Source organism: Veillonella magna DSM 19857 (assembly GCF_000428745.1).
Classification (GTDB): Bacteria; Bacillota; Negativicutes; order Veillonellales; family Veillonellaceae; genus Veillonella_A; species Veillonella_A magna.
The window spans coordinates 1-20,468 of record NZ_AUAN01000023.1; the positions used below are offsets into that span (position 1 = coordinate 1).

The window sequence follows — 20,468 nt, forward strand, 5'->3', positions numbered from 1 at the left end:
GCAATGGTTCCTGCCTGCACTGCATTATTGGCTTTCGCTTTTACTTCGTTGAGCTGTTTCATATTGACCGCATCATTATCAACTTGGCCATCAGCAATGTTTGTAATGCGGCGCTTCATAGTTGCATTGCCGACACTGACAGTACCATCTGTTGCTTGTGATTGATTACCGATAGCCACAGAGCCCCAGCCAGATGCCTTTGTGCCTTGGCCCAGTGCAATGGAATTATCGCCTTCTGTCGTTGCATCCGTACCTATAGCAATGCTATTATTCTTCAGCCCTTTCGCACGCGCACCAATAGCGACTATACCACTGCCCGTAGCTTGGGATCCATCAACAATAGCTATCGATGATGCTCCGTTAATCGTGCCCTTTTGTACTGCATTTGCGGCTTTTTCCTTGACTTCTTTAAACTGTTTCATGATAACGACATCGTTGTCGTTTCTACCGGCATCAACATTTACAATGCGGCGTTTCACACCCGCAGCATTGCCGACACTGACCGTATACTCTTCTGTTGTGCTTGAATTAGCACCTAAGGCCACCGAATTAGCTTTATCCGCCGTAGCATCTGTACCTATAGCCACAGCATTTCCCGATGTAGCATGCGCACGCCCGATAGCTATAGTTCCACCGCCCTTAGCTTCTGATGCTGTGCCAACGGCTACGGCAATATCACCGGTTGCACTTCCTTTTTCTACATAGGAAGCCCCCCCTCCGGTAGACTCTGCCATAACCGATACATCCGACCATGCACTTGTTGCTGCCAAGGCAGCCAACATTGTTACTATTACTTTTTTCCTGTTCATGGATTCTCCTCACATAATCACGTCACACAACAATATATACATTTGAGTATATGTCCTTTCGATCTATTGTAACGCTCTATTTCGTCTTTTTCAAGAGTAATCTATAACAATTTACTCACCATTTGAAATTTAATTGTCTATCTTAAATAAATATGATAAATATACCACAACATTCTTACATATGTTTGAATATGTTTAGTAAATCTGTCTATTCAAACTATAGGGTGTGAATCCGCAAAAAATGAAGACCCGCATATGCGGGTCTTCATTTATTTGACTAACATATCTTCATTAGCTATAATAAATATAAATGAGGCAGCAAAGCGTATGGCAGTGCGCAGCTCGTCTCTCATAATTATTGCTTTGAAGAAACGGCTGCGTCTTACAACACGTGGCCTTTTTTCATGCCGCCAAATAGGTTTAGTTTACTTAGTGGCTAGAATAATAGTTGCCACCAGTGTTCCAAAGCCAATTACTACTGTCAATATAGACAAAATGCTACCATAACTACGTAATAAAAAAATGCCGTCATAGCTACGAAGAATACCCTGCTTAACATCAGGATTCTATGAGCTGTGACGGCATTATTTATTTACTTATTTATTTGTCATAGTCGCGGCTAAGATCCACGTCTTTCAGCGGTACCATCTTAGTACCTCTGAGCCATTTATAACCGAGGTATACAGCGAGGAATACGGGGATACCGATATAGGCTACGCTGGCACCGTACCAGTCGATTTCATCGCCGGTAAAGGCGGTATAGTTCTGGCCGGCAATAATGATAAGGCAAAGAATGAAAGCAAAAATCGGTCCGAACGGGAACAGCGATGCTTTAAAAGGAATTTCTTTCAAATCACGGCCCTGCGCATGGAACGCACGGCGGAAGCGATAGTGGGCAATGGCAATACCGAGCCAAGCAATAAAACCGCTCATACCGCTAATGTTAACGAGCCAATTATATGCCGTACCTTCGCCGATAAGCGAGGTCAAGAAGGCAAACAGTCCAAACGCCGCCGTAGCCAACAGCGCCGGCACCGGCACGCCGTGTTTATTCAGCTTAGTAAACACAGCCGGGGCTTTACCGTTTTTCGCCATCGCATACAGCATACGAGTGGATGCGTATAATCCGGAGTTACCGGCGGACAATACAGCCGTTAAAATAATGGCGTTAATAAAGCTGGCCGCAAAGGCAAAGCCAAAGCGATCGAGTACCAAGGTAAACGGACTGATAGATACATTTTCAACACCTTCCGCTGCTTTCAATAAATTCGGATCATTGTACGGAATCAAGAAACCGATAACGATAAAGGCACCAATATAAAATACGAGGATACGCCAGAAAATGGAATGAATGGCCTTCGGAATATTTTTTTCCGGATCTTCCGATTCACCGGCAGCCACCCCGATAAGCTCCGTCCCTTGGAAGGAAAAACCTGCCACCATGAAGATAGCTAAAATAGATCCGAAGCCGCCTACGAACGGCGCTTCACCGGTGGTCCAATTCGTAAAGCCCGGCGATGTACCGCCGATACCGAGGATGAGCATCGTGCCCACGAATAGGAAAATAAATACGGTAATTACCTTCATGCTGGCGAAGAAGTATTCGCTTTCACCGAAGGAACGGGTGGACAGATAATTCATCAGGAAAATGCCGGCTAAGAACAATGCGGACCACACAATGGCCGGTATGTCTGGAAACCAATATTTCATAATCAACGCCCCGGCCACGAGTTCCGCCGCCAAGGTAATGGCCCAGTTAAACCAATAGTTCCACCCCAGGGCAAAACCGAACGCCGGATCCACATAGCGCGATGCATAGGTACCGAAAGAACCGGGCACCGGTAAATAGGTAGCCATTTCGCCGAGACTGGTCATCAGGAAATATACCATAAGACCGATAAAGCCATAGGCTACGAGGGCACCGCCCGGACCGGCAGTACTGACAACTTCACCGCCGGCTACGAATAACCCGGTACCGATAGCGCCGCCGAGGGCAATCATATTCATATGACGTGATTTAAGGCTGCGATGCAACTTTTTTTCTGTTGTTTGCACATGATTTGTATCCATAGCACTCACTCTCTCTTACAAGTCCAAATTGCGAACCATCTTCGCATTATCTTCGATAAATTTACGACGCGGCTCTACCTTATCCCCCATGAGGACGCTGAAAATTTTATCCGCTTCGATACTGTCTTCCAGGCTTACCTGTAAAATGGTACGGTTTTCCGGATTCATCGTCGTTTCCCACAGCTGTTCCGGATTCATTTCCCCTAAGCCTTTGTAACGTTGAATGATTATATTATCGCGACCGATTTCATCGAGCTTGGCCGCCATTTCCGCATCGCTGTACACATACCAATGGCTCTTGCCTTTTTTGATCTGATACAGCGGCGGCTGTGCAATATACACACGGCCGTCTTCGATGAGCGGTTTCATGTATCGATAGAAGAAGGTAAGAAGCAGCGTTCTAATGTGAGCGCCGTCTACGTCCGCATCAGTCATGATGATAATCTTATGATAGCGACTCTTATCGAGATTAAATTCCTCGCCAATCCCCGTGCCAAATGCAGTAATCATAGAGCGAATTTCCGCATTGGCCAGAATCTTGTCGAGACGTGCTTTTTCTACATTTAAAATTTTACCGCGCAACGGCAAAATCGCCTGATACCGACGATCGCGTCCCTGCTTGGCGCTGCCGCCGGCGGAATCACCTTCGACGAGGTAAATTTCCGTCATTGCCGGATCCTTTTCGGAGCAATCCGCCAGTTTCCCCGGCAAGGAGCTGATTTCGAGAGCATTCTTGCGACGCGTCAATTCGCGCGCTTTACGAGCGGCTTCACGGGCGCGGTTCGCGGTGGTCGCCTTTTCGACGATTCGCTTGGCTTCCGCCGGATGCTCTTCCAAATACACGCGCAAGCCTTCGGATACTACCGTATCGGTAATCCCTTTCACTTCGCTGTTGCCCAGCTTCGTTTTGGTCTGCCCTTCGAACTGCGGATTCAATACCTTAACACTGATAACCGCCGTCAACCCTTCACGCACATCCTCGCCGGACAAATTGTTTTCATTGTCTTTTAACAATCCTGTTTTGCGCGCGTAGTCATTGAGCGTACGGGTCAAAGCGCTGCGAAAACCGCTGAGATGGGTACCGCCGTCAACGGTGTTGATGTTATTAACAAAGGACAACAGATTTTCGCTGTAGCCGTCATTGTATTGCAAGGCTACGTCAACCACTACATCGTCGCGGGTGCTTTCCACGTCGATTACCGTGTCATTGATTACATCCTTGTTTTCATTTAAGAATTTTACAAAGGAGTTAAGCCCGCCTTCGTACATGAAGCTTTCCTGACGATTGTCGTTGCGCGCATCCGTCAAGGTGATGCGCAAGCCTTTGTTGAGGAACGCCAATTCCTGCAAACGAATTTTAAGCGTGTCGAAGTCGAACACCGTCGTTTCAAAAATTTCCGGATCCGGCTTAAAGGTAACGGTGGTTCCCGTATCCTTAGCCTGACCGATTACCTGCAGCGGCGATGTCATAAGACCACGTTCAAATTTAATTTCATGGAGCTTACCATCTTGGCGTACCTGCACGACAGTCCATTCGCTAAGGGCGTTAACCACGGAAATCCCTACGCCGTGAAGACCGCCGGATACCTTGTAGCCGCCACCGCCGAATTTACCGCCTGCATGCAGCTTGGTCAATACCAGCTCTACCGCAGGCACACCAGTTTCATGCATGCCGCAAGGAATGCCGCGCCCGTCATCGACAACTGTAACGCTGTTGTCTTCATTAATGGTCACCTCAATGTGCGTGGCGTAACCGGCTAAGGCTTCGTCCACACTATTATCTACCACTTCATACACGAGGTGATGCAGACCGCGTATGGACGTACTGCCGATGTACATTCCCGGACGAAGACGCACGGCCTCCAACCCTTCCAGCACCTGTATATTTTGGGCACCGTAATTTTGTTCAGACATTACTGATCCTCCCATATCCCTGTATTATTTATTAGTTATCATAGTTACCATAAAATAGGTGTACTCTTTATTATACATTATTTTTCGCCCTTGTGTAAAAAGATACGGGCATGCCTTGATGAATGGCTTGTAACCGACGGCGCACCGCCGCCATCGTCATGTGCAGCGCGTACACCGTATAAGGCGTCACAATATAGGTCCGCACGGATAACGGCGCATCGGGATATTCGATAGGCATGCCCATTAAAAAACGCCGCCGCGATGCATGACCGTCCGGCGGCGCCCCAACCACGGCAATAATGTCTTCAGAGGAAATAATAATATCGTCCGCAATATGTATATACATCAGTTAAGGAGTCACCACCTTTCGTTTTTTTTCATCCGGCAAATATTTATTGGTCAAATTGATAACAAACTCCGGTGTCAGCTCCTCCCGGCGCTTGCCGGTAATCAGCATGGCCGCCGTATATAAATCGGCCCACGACTTCGTGCCTTCGTAGCTTTTTCGCAAATACAAATAAATACTTTCCCGCTTGGCTTCGCCGTACAAATCCTGATCGCACCAGCCATACATGCGCCGCACCTCGTCCAGCTTGGCGAAGGGATAGTTCCGCAGTACCTCTTTAACGGCAATCACCCGGCTGCGCCGCACCTTGTAAAGACAGGTCATGCACAGCGGCCGCTCACCTTCGATCCACAAACCGCAATGACGGCACCGATGATAGCCCTTGGCGGCCATGACCCGTTCCTTTTTTGCTTGATTGATGCGCACCTTGCGGATGGTCGCCGCCAAGGCCGGATCGTCTATGACGGCTACGGACTGTTCGATGTCCTCTACCTCCGCCTCGGACAACACCGTCTTTGACGCATCAATTTTAACGCGTTTTGGTATATCGCCGAGAAGCTCTTTTTTCGCGTCTTCCTCTTCTTTCACAAAGCTGTGACGATACATGACAAGCTCCATTTCGGTAATGACCAGACCGCCGTAGTAGTCGTTTATTTTTTTGAGTAGCTGCGGCTTGCGCATTTGCAGCTGCTGCAACCACGGCGATGTAAACGCGGCGACGCGCACTACCGGCGGCTCTACCTTGAGCAGCTTAGTATTATCCGCAATGCGCCGACCCACCACGGTGGGCCACGCTTCGAAAAGCCGCATAATCGCCATGTGCTGCCACAGCTTGCCTGCCTTCAACGCACCGCCCAAGCAGGCCTCAAGGGGCGTCATTCGTTCAGTCATCCGCCGTCACCTCCTCACGACAGGCAATGAGCATCGCCGGCGATAGGCCGGTCATATCCTCGCTATCCGTGGTCGTGATAAATGTCTGGACACGATTGTGAATAAACTGCAGCAAATTAGCGCGCCGCTCCTTGTCCAATTCACTCAGTACATCATCTAACAGGAGCAGCGGATATTCGCCGACTTCCGATTTGATAAATTCCAGTTCGCTCAGCTTTAGCGATAATACCGCCGTGCGCTGTTGCCCTTGGGAGCCGTATTTTTTTAAATCCACCGGCCCGGCAAAAAATCCCAAATCATCACGATGCGGTCCCACCGAGGTAGTAAACCGTGCCCGATCCCGAGGCAGCGATTCCTGTAACAGCTGTAAAAATGCATCCTTTTCCGTCACCGGCCCTTGCGCACTGTACGGCTGCTCGTAGCGAAGCTGCAAATTCTCCTTGCCGCCGGTCAACCGGCGATTCATCAAATCGATGAGAAGATTGAGCTTCTTTATACTTTCCAGTCGCTTTTTCACCAAATAGGCCGCCCCCGTCGCCAGCTGCTCATCCCATTCCAAGAGCGGTACCGACCGCTGACCGGCATATTCTTTGAGCAGCCGATTTCGCTGTTGCAGCGCGCGATTGTATAGGCTCAGCTGATGATAATACGTCGCGCTGGTCTGGGAAATTTCCATGTCGATAAAGCGCCGCCGCTGCTGTGGACTGCCCTTGATGAGCTGCAAATCCTCCGGGCAAAAAAGCACCGTATTCAGCGTGCCGATAAGCTCCCGTTGAGACAGCGCATTGCCGTTGAGGCGAATATCTTTGCGCCCCTTGGCGGCGAGACGAATCGTAATCTTCTGCGGTGTATCCTTTTTCGTAAATTGCAGAATAATCCCCGCCTCTTCGGCGCCGAAGCGAATCAAATCCGCCGTTTCCGTCGTCCGATAACTGCGGCCGACGGTGGCCACATACACCGCCTCCAAGATATTCGTCTTGCCGATGCCGTTCGGCCCGTACAATACGACGCTGTCCGGCCCGAACTCCCAGGTGCGCTCCTTATAATTTCTGAAATTGATCAGCTGTAAGGAGTGAAGTCGCACCCTAGGCCTCCTCCACTACGAGGGTAGTTTCGTTATCGATGACTACCGTATCGCCGGGATACAGCTTTTTGCGCTTTTCCCCGCATACCTCACCGTTCACCATAATGGCACCGGCTAAGAGGAGCGGCTTAATCTGTCCGCCCGTACCGATATCGCCATGTAATTTCAGCAGCTGATCCAACTGAATGTACGGTGTGGTAATCGTCACCGTTTCCTTGGTCATACTCATACAATTCCTCCTCAATTCGTACGCACCGGCGTCACCACATAGGTATAGTGACTGGTATCATCCTGACGAATCACTACCGGTCCGTTATCTTTTAAATACAAATGAATGCGTTCGCCCGTACTGTGTCGCAAAATATCGCTGATGTAGCGACCGTTAAAGGAAATCGTAAACGGCGCTCCTTTAAATTCACAAAGCAATTCTTCCTTGGCCATGCCGATTTCCGAATTGCTACTGGACAATACAACCTGACCATCCTCCCAATCGTAACGGATAACGTTATAGCTAATATCCTTAGCCAACAGCGACACGCGATCTACGGCGCCGGCAAATTCGCGGCGATTTAAAATGGCGCTGGCATCAAACTGGGACGGTACCACCTTTTCATAATCCGGATAGGTGCCTTCGATAATGCGTGAAATCATATAAATCGTATCAAAGATAAATACAATCTGCGTGCGGTTCCATACGATGCGCACCATCGTAGGCGTATCCGTGGGCAATAAACGGGATACCTCCTGCAAGGTCTTTGTAGGAATCACCAAACGCAGCGGCGAAGCCACAGCTTCCTCCACCGAGGTACGCTTAACCGCCATGCGATGTGTATCCGTTGCCACCATAGTCACCACCGTATCCTCCGCCTCTAACAGCGCACCGGAGAAAATCGGGCGATCGTCATCGGTAGCGGCCGCGTAATTGGTCAAATCGATTAAGGATTTTAATTCGTCCCCGTCAATCATCAAATGATTTTCATCGTGAATCTGTTCCACTAAGGAAAAATCATCTTCACTCATAGTCACCAAATTAAATTCGGAGGAACCGGACTTAATCACTAAATTATGACTGCCTTCCGGATTGTGAAGCTCAATGTCGGAACCCGGCATTTTGCGCACCAATTCTTGAAAATAACGAGATGCCACAACCAAAGTACCTTCTTCGATAATTTCCGCATCTACCGTAATGCGAATCCCTAAATCGAAGTCGTTCCCTTGCATTTCGACTTTATTATTCTTTGTAGTTATATAAATAGCGCCCGGTAAATTTGAGCTTGTTTTATTCTGTGTTACTTTAGATAACACGGTAATAGCTTTTTGCAGATTCTCTTTGGGAAATTTAATTTGCATACGTTGAAGCTCCTCATTCTATGGTACTAATACAACGATGTGAATAGTGAATTAATTTAGTAGTCCTAGTAGTAGGCACGGTGTATAGGTGGATAAGTATGAAAAGCACAGTAGATATGCACAGTGTAGCGTGTTGATAGTGATGTGAACAACCATGACCAAGTTATCCACTTATGGACAACCGGACGGGAGTTTTACAGGTATTCACTGTTTACACACAGATTATACACAGAGTATCCACAGACTTATCCACATATTCATGTGCATGTGTCCTTCATTGGACGTATACCCTAGGACTGGCCTTTTAATTTGCCTGTAATTTCGTCGATAAGGCGACGACTGTCTTTATTTTCTTCGATTTCTTTGCTGATTTTTTCATACGCATGGAGCGCTGTCGTATGATCCTTCTTGCCAAAGGCATTGGAAATGCCCGGATAGCTTTCGTTTAACAGCTCGCGACATAAATACATGGCGATTTGCCGTGGATACGCATATTGCTTATTCCGTTTCTGACTCAGCAGGGCGTCCCGCTTAATCTGAAAGAAATTGGCAATAAAGGTTTGAATGTAATGGATGGACAAAGCGGGTTCTTCATCGTCGGGAATTAAATCGCGCAGGGCCTGGCGTGTGTATTCGACGTCAATGGCATCTAGGCGATGATCCACATCGGCAGACATAATCAAGCTGTTCAATGCGCCTTGTAAATCTCGAATACTGCGCTTGTTGAACTGCTTGCCTAAATAACGAATGACTTCGTTCGGCACCTGTAAGGATGGATATTTTATGCGTTCCCGATCAATGGTGGATTTCAAAATGGCTTCCAACATTTCCGGATTCGGCGGATCGATGGTAACGACCATGCCCGAAGCGAAACGGGTTTTCAAGCGATCTTCCATTTGATCCATATCCTTCGGCAAGGTATCGCTGGTGAGGATAATTTGCTTGGCCCCGGTCATAAGATCGTTAAAGGTGTGGAAAAATTCCATTTGCGTACCAGTGTAGCGTTTATCTTGAATGAATTGAATATCGTCGACGAGGAGAATATCCACGCGGCGGAACTTGTTGCGGAAGGCCGTATTTTGCTTGGAGCGAATGCTTTCTACAAAGAGATTTAAAAAGTTTTCGCTGGTAATGCACATGACCTTTAGGCTGGGATGGGTTTCCAATAAACGATTGCCAATGGCGTGCATCAGATGCGTTTTTCCCAGTCCGGACTGCCCGTAAATAAAGAGCGGATTATACCGTTCCGCCGGTCGTTCCGCAACGGCCAGAGCCGCCGCATAGGCCAGCTGGTTCGAGCCGCCTTGGACGAAGGACTCAAAGGTAAAGGACGGATTCAGCGTGGAATCGCTTAAATCGATGTCCGGTTTTAAGGTGTCCTCCGGCAAGGTAATCAGGGAATCCTGATTGGGCTTTTTGCCTTGGTGCGCATAGGTCGGCGCAAACAGCCCTTCGTCGAGGGTGCCGTAATCGTCCGTTGGCGCGGTGGGTCTATCGATGAGGATAGGGTCCGTATACACGGGGCGATTTAAATTGAGATTGGCCGGTGCCGGGCGTTTCGGTTCCGGTGCTGCCGGCGGTATCACTTCGCCGGGCAGTGGTTCACCGGTGCGACCGTATAAATTATCCGCATAGGTTTCCGTATAGTCTTCGCCATACGGCACGTCGTCCGATGCCGGCTTGGGCGCATCTTCACCAGCGACAGGTGCGGTCGGCGCAGCCGTCAGCGGATAGGCGGCGATGAGCTCCGCACTTTGATTGGTATCGATGGCCGTGATGATGACATGAATGGATTCATCTTCGCCGATAAATCCGTTTTTTAGGGCCAGGTTTGTAATGATTTGCTGCAGCGTCGTGCTCAGCTGTGCGTTGCCCAATATAAAATCCATTTTATATTTTTGCATGGCCGCCAATTGGAGGACGGCCTTTGTCGGGTCAAAGCCGGTAGGAAACAGCGCCTGCTGTATCATCTGTTCCCAGACAACATCGGCCAATACCTTTTTTGTGTCATTCAGAACCTGGTTCCAGAATGAATTAATATCAATGGTCGACATAAAAAAGTCCTTTCTATGGTCGCTTCAGCGGCGTAGATCATAAGGTGAGTAACTTTTAATTACAAATTGTGGATAACTTTTGAAAATCGGTAATTAAAGGAAAGAAAAAAGGCTATGAAACGCGATGAATACTGAATTTATGTTGTAAACAGGTCGCTGTGTACAACTTGTGTATAAATTGTGTATATCTTGTTTATAACCTGTGAAAAGTACGCGGTGAAACTGTCATGTATTGTATTTTGCCTTACTATTTTATCAGAAAAGAGCGGCTTTGTCATGGTATGGCGGGCAGTGTTGTGGATAACTATTCCGAAAAAGTTATCCAAAGGAGAAGATATAGTAGAGAGTGAATAAATTATTCACTCTATGTTGTATATGTAGAATAGAAAAATTTTTTTTATGGTGTAAAAGACCTATTCCATAGCTCTTTGAAGCCCGGTCTTGCGAAGGGCGTTCTTCATAGCTATGGAATAGGTCTTTTTGTCTAAAAAACATTCGGCGAGGAGGAGAAGGTCTGACGAATGACGTTGCTCAACCTATAGGCAGGCGTTTTTTGGCATTACATACATCATTGCGTTGTATTGGTACTGAAAAATATTTGTAGAGGAGAGGAAGGGTATTCTTCATAGCTAGTGTGGCAGGTCTTTTTGTCTAAAAAACATTCGGCGAGGAGGAGAAGGTCTGACGAATGACGTTGCTCAACCTATAGGCAGGCGTTTTTTGGCATTACATACATCATTACGTTGTATTGGTACTGAAAAATATTTGTAGAAGAGAGGAAGGGCATTCTTCATAGCTATGGAATAGGTCTTTTGTCTAAAAAATATTCAGCGAGAGGGGAAAGGTCTGATGAATGACGTTGCTCAACCTATAGGCAGGCGTTTTTTGGCATTACATACATCATTGCGTTGTATTGGTACTGAAAAATATTTGTAGAGGAGAGGAAGGGTATTCTTCATAGCTAGTGTGGCAGGTCTTTTTGTCTAAAAAATATTCGGTAAGGAGAGAAAGAGCGTTTTTTAACGTTAGAGAATGGATTTTTTTCTAAAAAAAATATTTGGTAAGAAAAAGTGCGTTCCGACTAGATGGAGCGCGGGTTTTTGGTTTAACCGGAGGGGAGGATTTGGGATGAAATTAAAAAAATTAAAAATTTTTTTAGAAAAAATGTTTACAAATCGATTTTTGAAACGATTTATATATTGAGGGGGTAAAACACAATCAACAAAAAATCATGTGTAATTTATGAACACATTGCAAAGGAGATGGCACTATGAGGTGATGATTTAGTTACTATTGATTGGACAGTTGTAGAAAAAAATAAGAGTGTTCGTTACTAGGAAAGGTGATACATATGAAAAACGTTTCAACAACGGCAGTGAATGAAAATAAATTTACATTAAAGGTAATCGATGGCGGCGCGGTAGGCAGAGAAAATACTATTGCCGTTACAGCGGAAGGGGTAACATTGGCAGAATTTTTACGACGGGTATCTTCGTATTTGAATGCGCTTCGCTAATACGTAATGGTACTAGCTAATGGGTAGTGGTGTTGCGGTAGGTTAGTCATTCAGGGCACCGCAATACCGGAAAGGAGTTATATATGATTAGAAAACACAATTCGGTGAAGGACATTATTAAATTAAATTTTACGGACGATGAAGGGAAAGCGACCTTTGCATTGGCCGTGGATTTTCCTAAGGAATTTCTGACGGCGGAAGAGTTAGAGGACGTAGGCCGTTATATTGCGATGGCTGGTTTCTTTAAAAGCAGCGATGGTCATGTGATTTGTCGTTATCTTTGTGCGCACCGTGAAGAAACGACAGTGAAAGAAGTGTAACCCTTATGAAAGACATTATAAAAGTACTTGTTCAGGCACTGGTAAGTGTATTGTTGAAGCGATTATAAGTCTGAAAGCGCAAGTGAATAGCCTGCGCCAGGTAAATGGAACGTATATAGTCAGCCGTAACCAGGCAATACCGAATCATTGCGTGGTACACGGTAGGTAAGATAGTTGCAGGAGGTATGTGTAATGAGTGATTTATTTGCAATGAATGATGAAATGAAACCGGAAAAAGCCAATGGAGTAACGAGTGAGGCCCGCAGTGAAGTCAGTCCTGCGGCGACTCATGGAATGACTCCGGCGCTCAATGAAGTACCGGCAGTAGCGGTAGAATCTACGGACAATCATCCAGAAGAAGCAGCGGCGGTAAGCGGGCCGGCGGATGGTGAAGACGCACCGGCGGAAGAACACCCTACGGAAGAGCATCCGACAGAGGATCATGGGGCAGTAAGCGATACACCGGAGGACACCGGTGACGGGGAGGATGACGTAGTTCCTTTTAAGGAGTTAATGGAGGTGATGAAGCCGTCTTGTAAATTGCAGATTACCATTGATGTAGGCACGAACGGTAAAAGTCATGTACAAACTGTAAACTTACGCAATATTAGCGGACATCGCACCGATGAAGAGCTGTGTGAATTGGCCGGTCGCTTTGGTGCTTTATTTGAAGGGACCGTCGTAGGGTTTACCCGCGTGGATACAAAGGCCTATAGTGCCGACGAATTGGCGTAAGTTGTTCGCGTATCTTCGGTGTACCGGAGACATATGCCATGAGGTCTATGGCAACCGGGCGGTGGGCGGTACTGACTATCCGGTTGCAGGCCGCCATAGATAGCAGATGGTACATTACGATGTACCACTACGTTGAGAGGGAATTATTAAAATGACAACTAGGATACCTAGTTAATTATTTAAAATTTAATAAACTCACGATGCTTAACACATAATAATGGGGATGTGTAAGGAAGTCATATATTGGCGAAGCGGCCAATCCTTATACATCCCTTTTTTATTGTTTGGGGATAGGTTAGGTATAGTGTGAAGGTGGAGGAACGGATTAATATGAAAACTAAAAAGAAGGCTGTATCAAACGTAGTCGTAACGGTGACGGGCAAGACGAGTAACAAACTAGTAAGACAAAGTACGGCGACGATGATACGACAACTGATGAGCACCAATAAACCATTGGACACCATGACGGAAGATGAAGTGGATAGATGGTTGGTAGGAAAGGCACAACGGGGCGATAAAAGAGCGGAGCATATTATCTTTGAAAAGTATAAGAATTTAATTAATCGATATATAAATAAGAATAGTTTGGAAAGTAATCGTAAGGCTATAATGGATAAAATATGGATAGCCGTGGCGTTGGCCATTAAAACGTTTAATTTAAAAGGTCCTGTTCCTTTTTCTGCCTATGTATATAGTTGTATTGACAGAAGGCGTATCGACGCACAACGAGTGATGTGTAGACACTGGCAACACGAAGTGTTGGCTTTTGATGATGAAACGAAGCGAGATTGGATGGAAGGTTATTTGCAGATAGGTGCTATACAGGATGGTCATCAGGATGAAGGCAAGCCACAGGCGAAGGCAATGAAAAACGCAACGAAAAAACAGGTCCATGACTATGTGAATAAGTTGGGGAAAAAGGAGCGACGTCTTATTGAAGATTTATATTTTAAGGGGTTATCCGTAGATACCGTGGCTCGTCGCAATGGTATTAGCAGGCAAGCGGTGAATCAACGGAAACAACGAGGCTTACAGAAATTGCGGAAGATGATGGTGGAGGATAAAGACGCAGAGTTATAAAAAATTAATGAGTATGTATTTATAAGATATATGAAATAATAACTATAATTATGACTTATAGTAATACAGTGGTGAAGTTTTATAAAAAGAACGTCCGTTTATACCACAAAAGAACAAAATATATGTTAAGTAAGACGTGCGGCTACCATACATACAACGATGATTTAAATTGTATAAATGCAGTTATATACTGATTGAACTTAATTATTAAACCGGAACTTAAATATCCATAATACTTGCACAAAACAACCTATGCAAAAAAAGTATATATACTTATGGGGGGTAGAACGATATTGATATATTTTCTCTAGTAGACTATAATACATAATAAAAATAAATAGATAAAGAGTATATCTTTATTTTATGTACGCAACCTGTTGATGAATCATTTTGTATACTTTAAAAACGCTTTTCTACACAGAATATGAATCATACATATATGTTGTAGAGGGCGCTAGTTATGCGGATAGTAATTGACAGAGTAATGGGACAACTAAATATAGCGAAAAAAGACGTAGGCTTACATAGTACATTGGTGTGAACTAATTACTGTGCGATGATACGCCTTTTTTGTTAATTATCTACAAAAGACAGTGACTTTAGTAATTTATAATAAAAGGGAATTATAGAATATATACTAAAGATACTATTTTGTATAAGGTTGTCGAAATAAAGCGTACAATATGTTGGCTCATGGTATAGGTGTGAGCTGAGGGTGAGAGAGTGCCGGTGGCATGATTAGACTGTATGAGGAGGCAGTAATGAATCATATTTTTAAGGTTGTATGGAGTAAAACAAAGCATTGTTATGTAGTAGTGTCGGAATTGGCCGGAATGCAAGGAAAAAAGAGTAGGTCCGAGAAGCGGTTGGTGCAACGGTCGTCAATGAGTAGTAGCAAAGTGAGTGCTAAATGGCTGCGCGCCGCCTTGGCAGCGGCTGTACTGGTAGGCGGTATAGGTGTTGCACAGGTAGAGGCCTCTTATTTATATGCAGGAAAGGGATCTGTTGGTAGTAATGAAGTTACCGATACAAATAAAGAAGCGGTAGCGTTAAATCCCAGTAAAAATGGAACGACTAATGACGGACGATCGGTAGAGAATAAAACAGGGTTTCAAAGTGTAGTTATTGGTACCGATGCGGAAACCGCTACGGGCTCGGTGGCTATCGGTTATGAAACTAAAGCTACGGCGATACGATCGATAGCTATTGGTACAGGTGCGTTGGCATCAAAAAATCCGTTAGGCATATTCAACGATGGCAATAAGGACGGTGGCGTAGAAGGGGCCGGAGGCGGTCAGGCTACAGCGGTAGGTGATGGTGCCATCGCTTCGTCACAGGCGACGGCCGTTGGTAATGACGTGTATGCGTTGGGACGTTCATCGATTGCTCTTGGTAATGACGATGTAGCTACTTATCGCGACGCAATCAGCGATTATGATGCAAAAAATTATTTTTACAAATTGTATTCTAAAATCGATCCTAAAGGGGAAAAATATGGCTATCGTGTAGAAGGAAATAGTTTAGTCGCTTCTGGAGCTAGGTCTACATTGGATGATGGGACGCAAACCTATAAAAATATTTGGTCCCCTACATTGTCACAAGGGGATGGCTCCATTGCTATCGGATCTCGCTCTATTGCCTATGATGCAGGGGCGACTGCCTTGGGAACCTTAGCCTTTGCGTTAAAAAAAGGATCTACCGCCATCGGTACGCAAACACGTGCCGAAGGGGTAGGGGCATTAGCCTTTGGTAGTAAATCCTATGTATTTTCGGATAATTCCATTGCTGTCGGCAGTAAGTCACAGGTGCTTAAAACGGGCGGTACGGCGTATGGCTATCGTACGTATGCCGGTGGAAATAACTCCATTGCCATCGGTCGCGATGTATATGCAAATGCAAAGATGAACTTTGGTACAGGCAGTAACGGACAAGAAGTATTTTCCGCTAACGGTTTATATAATTTCAACCCTGCAGTCAGTGCAAAATCTATTCTCAGCTCAACTACATCGGCATTAAATACCTTTGAGGATATTATTAAGGCCGGTGGCGATGAGAATGGAGAACCGGGACTAGGCACATATGCTACGGCAGTAACTAAGGAGCATAACGGGGTTGAGAATATTGTTCAGGAAAATGGTCAAAATGCTATCGTATTAGGATCGCGTTCATTAGCGCAAGGTGATAATGGTCTTGCTCTAGGGCGCGGTGCCATTGAGCGAGGCAACAATAGTATGGCTATCGGTTCCTATTCTATGACGGATGGGGATAATGCAGTAGCCCTTGGTTTGGCATCGAGAGCGGTAGCCAAAAATAGTATGGCCTTGGGTACTGCAACGGCTACTATGGGAAACAGTAGTTTGGCAATTGGTATCGGTGCCATCAACTATGGCAGTAGTTCCTTGGTGTTGGGGAATACATCCGGCATCGGTTCAGATACTGCCGGTTCGGTTGTGTTAGGTACCAATACGATTATTGGGAGCAACGTTAATCGCTCTATTGCCATTGGTAACGGCGCCAGTGTGGGAAGCTACACGCGCGGCGAAAATGGTGGTGTTATGAAAATTGACCCTATTACAGGTAAACCAACCAGTAAAACTATTACGTCAGTTGACGAGATGGAACGGGAAGATTCTATGCAAAATGCCATGGCCATCGGCTCTAATGCACGCGTGTATAGCCGTGAAGCAGTGAATACGACTAGCGGCGACTCCGGGTATGCCTCTATGAACGGTAAAAATGCTATGGCTATCGGTAATAATGCACAGGCGTGGTTGGAAAATTCCTTGGCCTTAGGTGTTGATTCAAGAACGGACTATACGCCGCAGCAATTGGCTACCGATGCTTGGCGTACACCGGATGCTATTGCGGTGAGTACTACTAGTAAGGTTGGTGTTATCTCTGTAGGTTCTATCGGTAACGAACGACGCATTGTCAATGTAGCGGCCGGTGCGTATGATACGGATGCAGTTAACGTAAGTCAGCTCAAGCAGACCTATGAATCGTTGAGCCGTCAGCTTAACAGTAATACGGCACAGTCAGGGTCGCACTTTGTATCTACTAACTACTCGGCTATTGATAATGGTAGTGGCGTTGTAGATTATGTGAAGAAACAATTTATGCAGGATACCTATGAACGGTACATTAAAGCGTATACTGATTATAAAGGTTATTTAGTAAAAGAGCAGTATGGTGGGGCGAAGCTTACCGATACTGCAAAGCAGAATTTTAACGCTGAGTTGACTAAGTTAGAAAACGATTTACGTGCCGTCGGTATGAGCCAGGAGCAAATTAACCGATTGATGGTAAATACGTATGGCGGCGGACAGAAGCAGTATGCATCTGATGGTACGACCATTACCGGCGTAACGGTGGATAAAGCAAGCTTGACCGATCCTACCGTAGCCGGAGCGATATATCAATTAACCAAAGCGCAACAACAGGATATTTTTAATGTCGCTACTATTACCGGCATGACTGCGGATGAATTGAAAGATAAATTGTCCGAAATTAACTACGATAATTCGCAGGCCCAAGGTAAAGGTAGTATTGCTATTGGTTACAGTGCCGGTACAACGCAAGAAGGTGGTTTGGCACTGGGCTACAAAGCAAAGGTATTGGCGCAGGATGATTTTGTTGCCGGCAGTGTAGCCTTAGGCGATAAATCGACGGTATCGGATACAGACTTAGAAGCTACCAAACAGGCAGGCAAACAATATAAAACAGCCATAGCGGGTAATGCAAGTACGCCGAACGGCGGTGTTGTATCCGTGGGGACTACCCGTTCCGATGATGGGTATCAGCCGATGACGCGCCGTATTATTAATGTGGCCGCCGGTTATAACGACACAGATGCGGTCAATGTAGCACAGCTCAAATCGTTGGCGACGCAAGAAATTACTTTACAAGACGGACAGAACAAAAAGACAACGGCACAGGCTATCGGCAAGGAGGACGGTGTTAACTTCACACTCAGCGGCGGTACCAATGGAGATATTACCACAGTGGCCAGCGGTACTACGGTAACCTTTGGTTTGAATAAGGCGGCGTCCGTTACTAATACCGGTGCAGATAAAGATAAAGCGGTTACCTCCGGTGCAGTATACACGGCGGTAAGCGGTGCTAAGACGAAGGTAGCCGCTAATGAAACCGATACAACCGGCATCTTGACCATCGGTAAAACGGAAAGCCAAGATTTGACGGCTAACAACTATACATTGGGAATTAATACGGAGAAATTAAAAGAAGTCTTAGCAAATGATTTCGTTTCTAAGAAAGATGGCTTGACGGCAGACATTTCTTATACGGCTAATGGGGCTGCTGCTAAGAAAGTCGGCTTATCCGCCGGTCTTAACTTTACGAACACGGATAATTTGACTGCGTCCGTAGAGGAAAACGGCGTTGTGAAATATGCCTTAAACAGTGATCTTACGGGTGTGAACTCTATCAGTAGCGGTAAGAACTCGACAGATACTAAGATTACCTTGGAAAGCGATAGTGTAACGCTGAACAATAAGAAAATCAGCGGTTTGGCACAAGGCACAGAAGATTCCGATGCAGTAAATCTTGGTCAGATGAACTCGGCGATTAATACAGCTACGTCTACAATTACTTCAAATGTGAAGACTGTGGAGAATAAAGTTACGGCATTGGAAGGGAATACTATTGCGCTTACCGGTGATGGCACCAGCAAGACGGATGTACAAACGTTAGGGCAAAAAGATGGGATTAGCTTTGGTATTAAAGGCGGTGCGGATATTACGACATCTGCATCCGGTAGTGATGTAACCTTGAGCCTTAATAAGGCAACGTCTGTTACTAATTCTGAAACAGACAAAGATAAAGCTGTTACCTCCGGCGCAGTATACACGGCAGTAAGCGGTGCTAAGACGAAGGTAGAAAAAGATACAAAGGATACTACGGGTATCTTGGAAGTAACCAAAGCGGAAGGTACCGACCTTGCGGCGGATACATATACATTATCTGTAAATACTGCAAAGTTAGAAAACGAAATGAAAACATCGCTCAACGATGATTTTGCAAAAGTGGATGCGTCGAATCTTAGCGATAGTAATGTAACTAGCTGGCGCGATAAGCTTAATGTATACAGTAAAGATGAAACGTATAGTAAGACAGAAATAGATAGCAAAGCTAAGGCAAGCAAAACGGAAGTAAAAGCAAAAGACGGTCAGAGTGCAATTACGGTAGATACATCTACGAATGATACAGATGGACATACCATCTATACCGTAGGCTTCAATGGTGATCAGATTGCTACGGCCACAAACATCAAGTATAAAGCCGGTGACGATACAACATCTAAATCGGTAAGCCTAGCACAAGGTCTTAACTTCCAAGCAGGAGCAAACTTGACGGCAACATCCGGAAACGATGGTCAGATTACTTACGGTTTGAATGCTGATCTTACGGGCATTACCTCTATTAGTGGTCCCGCCGGAAAAGATGGGACTAATGGTACAAAAATTACCATTACCGAAAAAGGCATCGACCTTGGCGGTAAAACCATCAGTAATATTGCTGATGGTGAAAAGGATACCGATGCAGCTACAGTAAAACCGGTAAATGAGGTAAAGACCGATGTAACGAAGTTAGTAGATAATACGATTACCCTTACCGGCGATAAAGATACTGCAACTAAGGGACAGGCATTGAACCAAAAAGATGGTATTAAATTTGCCATTACGGGTAATAGTGACATCACGACTACAGCTAGCGAAAGCAGTGTAACCTTGAGCCTTAACAAGGCAGTGTCTGTTACTAATACCGGTGATGACGCAAATAAAGTTGTTACCTCGAGTGCTGTATATAATGCAGTAACAGGTGCCAAGACGAAGGTAGCTGTTAACCCGGCAACGGGTGGTATCTTACAGGTAGAAAAAACAGCAGGCACTGACCTTGCAGGTGATACATATACCTTATCTGTGAATACTGCGAAATTAACAGAGACTTTGGATGATAGCTTTGCTAAGAAAGATGCATCGAATATTAAAGAAACCGAAGCCGGTCAGTGGCGTACTGCTCTTAATATCTATGATAAGAGCGAAGTAGATGCTGCTACGAAGGCAAGCAAAACGGAAGTGAAAGCAGCCGATGGTCAGAGTGCCATTACAGTAACTAAGACGCAGACATCTGACGGAACAAATCCGGATATCTATACAGTAGGGTTTAATGGTGATCAGATTGCTACGGCTACGAACATCAAGTACAAAGCCGGTAGTGATGCAACAGCTAAATCGGTAAGCCTAGCACAAGGTCTTAACTTCCAAGCAGATGCAAACCTT

The 20,468-nt window shown here is 45.6% G+C and carries 13 protein-coding genes and 1 pseudogene; 5 read left to right on the top strand and 9 right to left on the bottom strand.

What is annotated here, in order from left to right:
* The 9 genes and pseudogenes from G344_RS0106605 to dnaA all read right to left on the bottom strand — a co-directional run.
* Window positions 1–809, bottom strand: a pseudogene (locus G344_RS0106605) (hypothetical protein); the annotation flags it as partial.
* 600 nt (window positions 810–1,409) lie between these two features.
* The gene (locus G344_RS0106610; RefSeq protein ID WP_028255513.1) at window positions 1,410–2,879 is read right to left on the bottom strand and encodes an amino acid permease; all 1,470 of its coding nucleotides are present in this window, start codon (window positions 2,877–2,879) and stop codon (window positions 1,410–1,412) included.
* Between the two features lie 15 nt (window positions 2,880–2,894).
* Window positions 2,895–4,793: a DNA topoisomerase (ATP-hydrolyzing) subunit B gene (gyrB, locus tag G344_RS0106615; RefSeq protein ID WP_028255514.1), complete on the bottom strand. Its 1,899-nt coding sequence runs from the start codon at window positions 4,791–4,793 to the stop codon at window positions 2,895–2,897.
* A 70-nt stretch (window positions 4,794–4,863) separates the two neighbouring features.
* Window positions 4,864–5,139: a hypothetical protein gene (locus tag G344_RS0106620; protein WP_028255515.1), complete on the bottom strand. Its 276-nt coding sequence runs from the start codon at window positions 5,137–5,139 to the stop codon at window positions 4,864–4,866.
* Between the two features lie 3 nt (window positions 5,140–5,142).
* Entirely contained in the window at window positions 5,143–6,030 is an 888-nt protein-coding gene (locus tag G344_RS0106625) for a DciA family protein (RefSeq protein ID WP_028255516.1), read from the bottom strand.
* Entirely contained in the window at window positions 6,023–7,114 is a 1,092-nt protein-coding gene (recF, locus tag G344_RS0106630) for a DNA replication/repair protein RecF (RefSeq protein ID WP_028255517.1), read from the bottom strand. The genes G344_RS0106625 and recF overlap by 8 nt, the downstream gene beginning before the upstream one ends.
* Window position 7,115: 1 nt before the next feature.
* Window positions 7,116–7,343, bottom strand: a complete 228-nt coding sequence (locus G344_RS0106635; protein WP_239447998.1) for an RNA-binding S4 domain-containing protein — start codon at window positions 7,341–7,343, stop codon at window positions 7,116–7,118.
* Between the two features lie 11 nt (window positions 7,344–7,354).
* Window positions 7,355–8,464, bottom strand: a complete 1,110-nt coding sequence (gene dnaN / locus G344_RS0106640; RefSeq protein ID WP_028255519.1) for a DNA polymerase III subunit beta — start codon at window positions 8,462–8,464, stop codon at window positions 7,355–7,357.
* Between the two features lie 290 nt (window positions 8,465–8,754).
* The gene (gene dnaA, locus G344_RS11490; protein WP_051245833.1) at window positions 8,755–10,518 is read right to left on the bottom strand and encodes a chromosomal replication initiator protein DnaA; all 1,764 of its coding nucleotides are present in this window, start codon (window positions 10,516–10,518) and stop codon (window positions 8,755–8,757) included.
* A 1,351-nt stretch (window positions 10,519–11,869) separates the two neighbouring features.
* Here dnaA and G344_RS11940 point away from each other — a divergent pair.
* The 5 genes from G344_RS11940 to G344_RS0106675 form a co-directional block, all read left to right on the top strand.
* Window positions 11,870–12,034 carry a hypothetical protein gene (locus G344_RS11940; protein WP_156886164.1) on the top strand — a complete coding sequence of 55 codons (165 nt, stop codon included), beginning with the start codon at window positions 11,870–11,872 and terminating at the stop codon, window positions 12,032–12,034.
* A gap of 83 nt (window positions 12,035–12,117) precedes the next feature.
* Window positions 12,118–12,354, top strand: coding sequence for a DUF2922 family protein (locus G344_RS0106660; RefSeq protein WP_028255520.1), 237 nt, complete (start codon window positions 12,118–12,120; stop codon window positions 12,352–12,354).
* Between the two features lie 192 nt (window positions 12,355–12,546).
* The gene (locus G344_RS10895; RefSeq protein WP_038155173.1) at window positions 12,547–13,089 is read left to right on the top strand and encodes a DUF1659 domain-containing protein; all 543 of its coding nucleotides are present in this window, start codon (window positions 12,547–12,549) and stop codon (window positions 13,087–13,089) included.
* A 330-nt stretch (window positions 13,090–13,419) separates the two neighbouring features.
* Complete coding sequence (locus tag G344_RS0106670) at window positions 13,420–14,169, top strand: sigma-70 family RNA polymerase sigma factor (protein WP_028255521.1); 750 nt, start codon at window positions 13,420–13,422, stop codon at window positions 14,167–14,169.
* A 761-nt stretch (window positions 14,170–14,930) separates the two neighbouring features.
* Window positions 14,931–20,468, top strand: a 5,538-nt coding sequence (locus tag G344_RS0106675) for an ESPR-type extended signal peptide-containing protein (RefSeq protein WP_028255522.1), incomplete at its 3' end; no start/stop codon positions are given.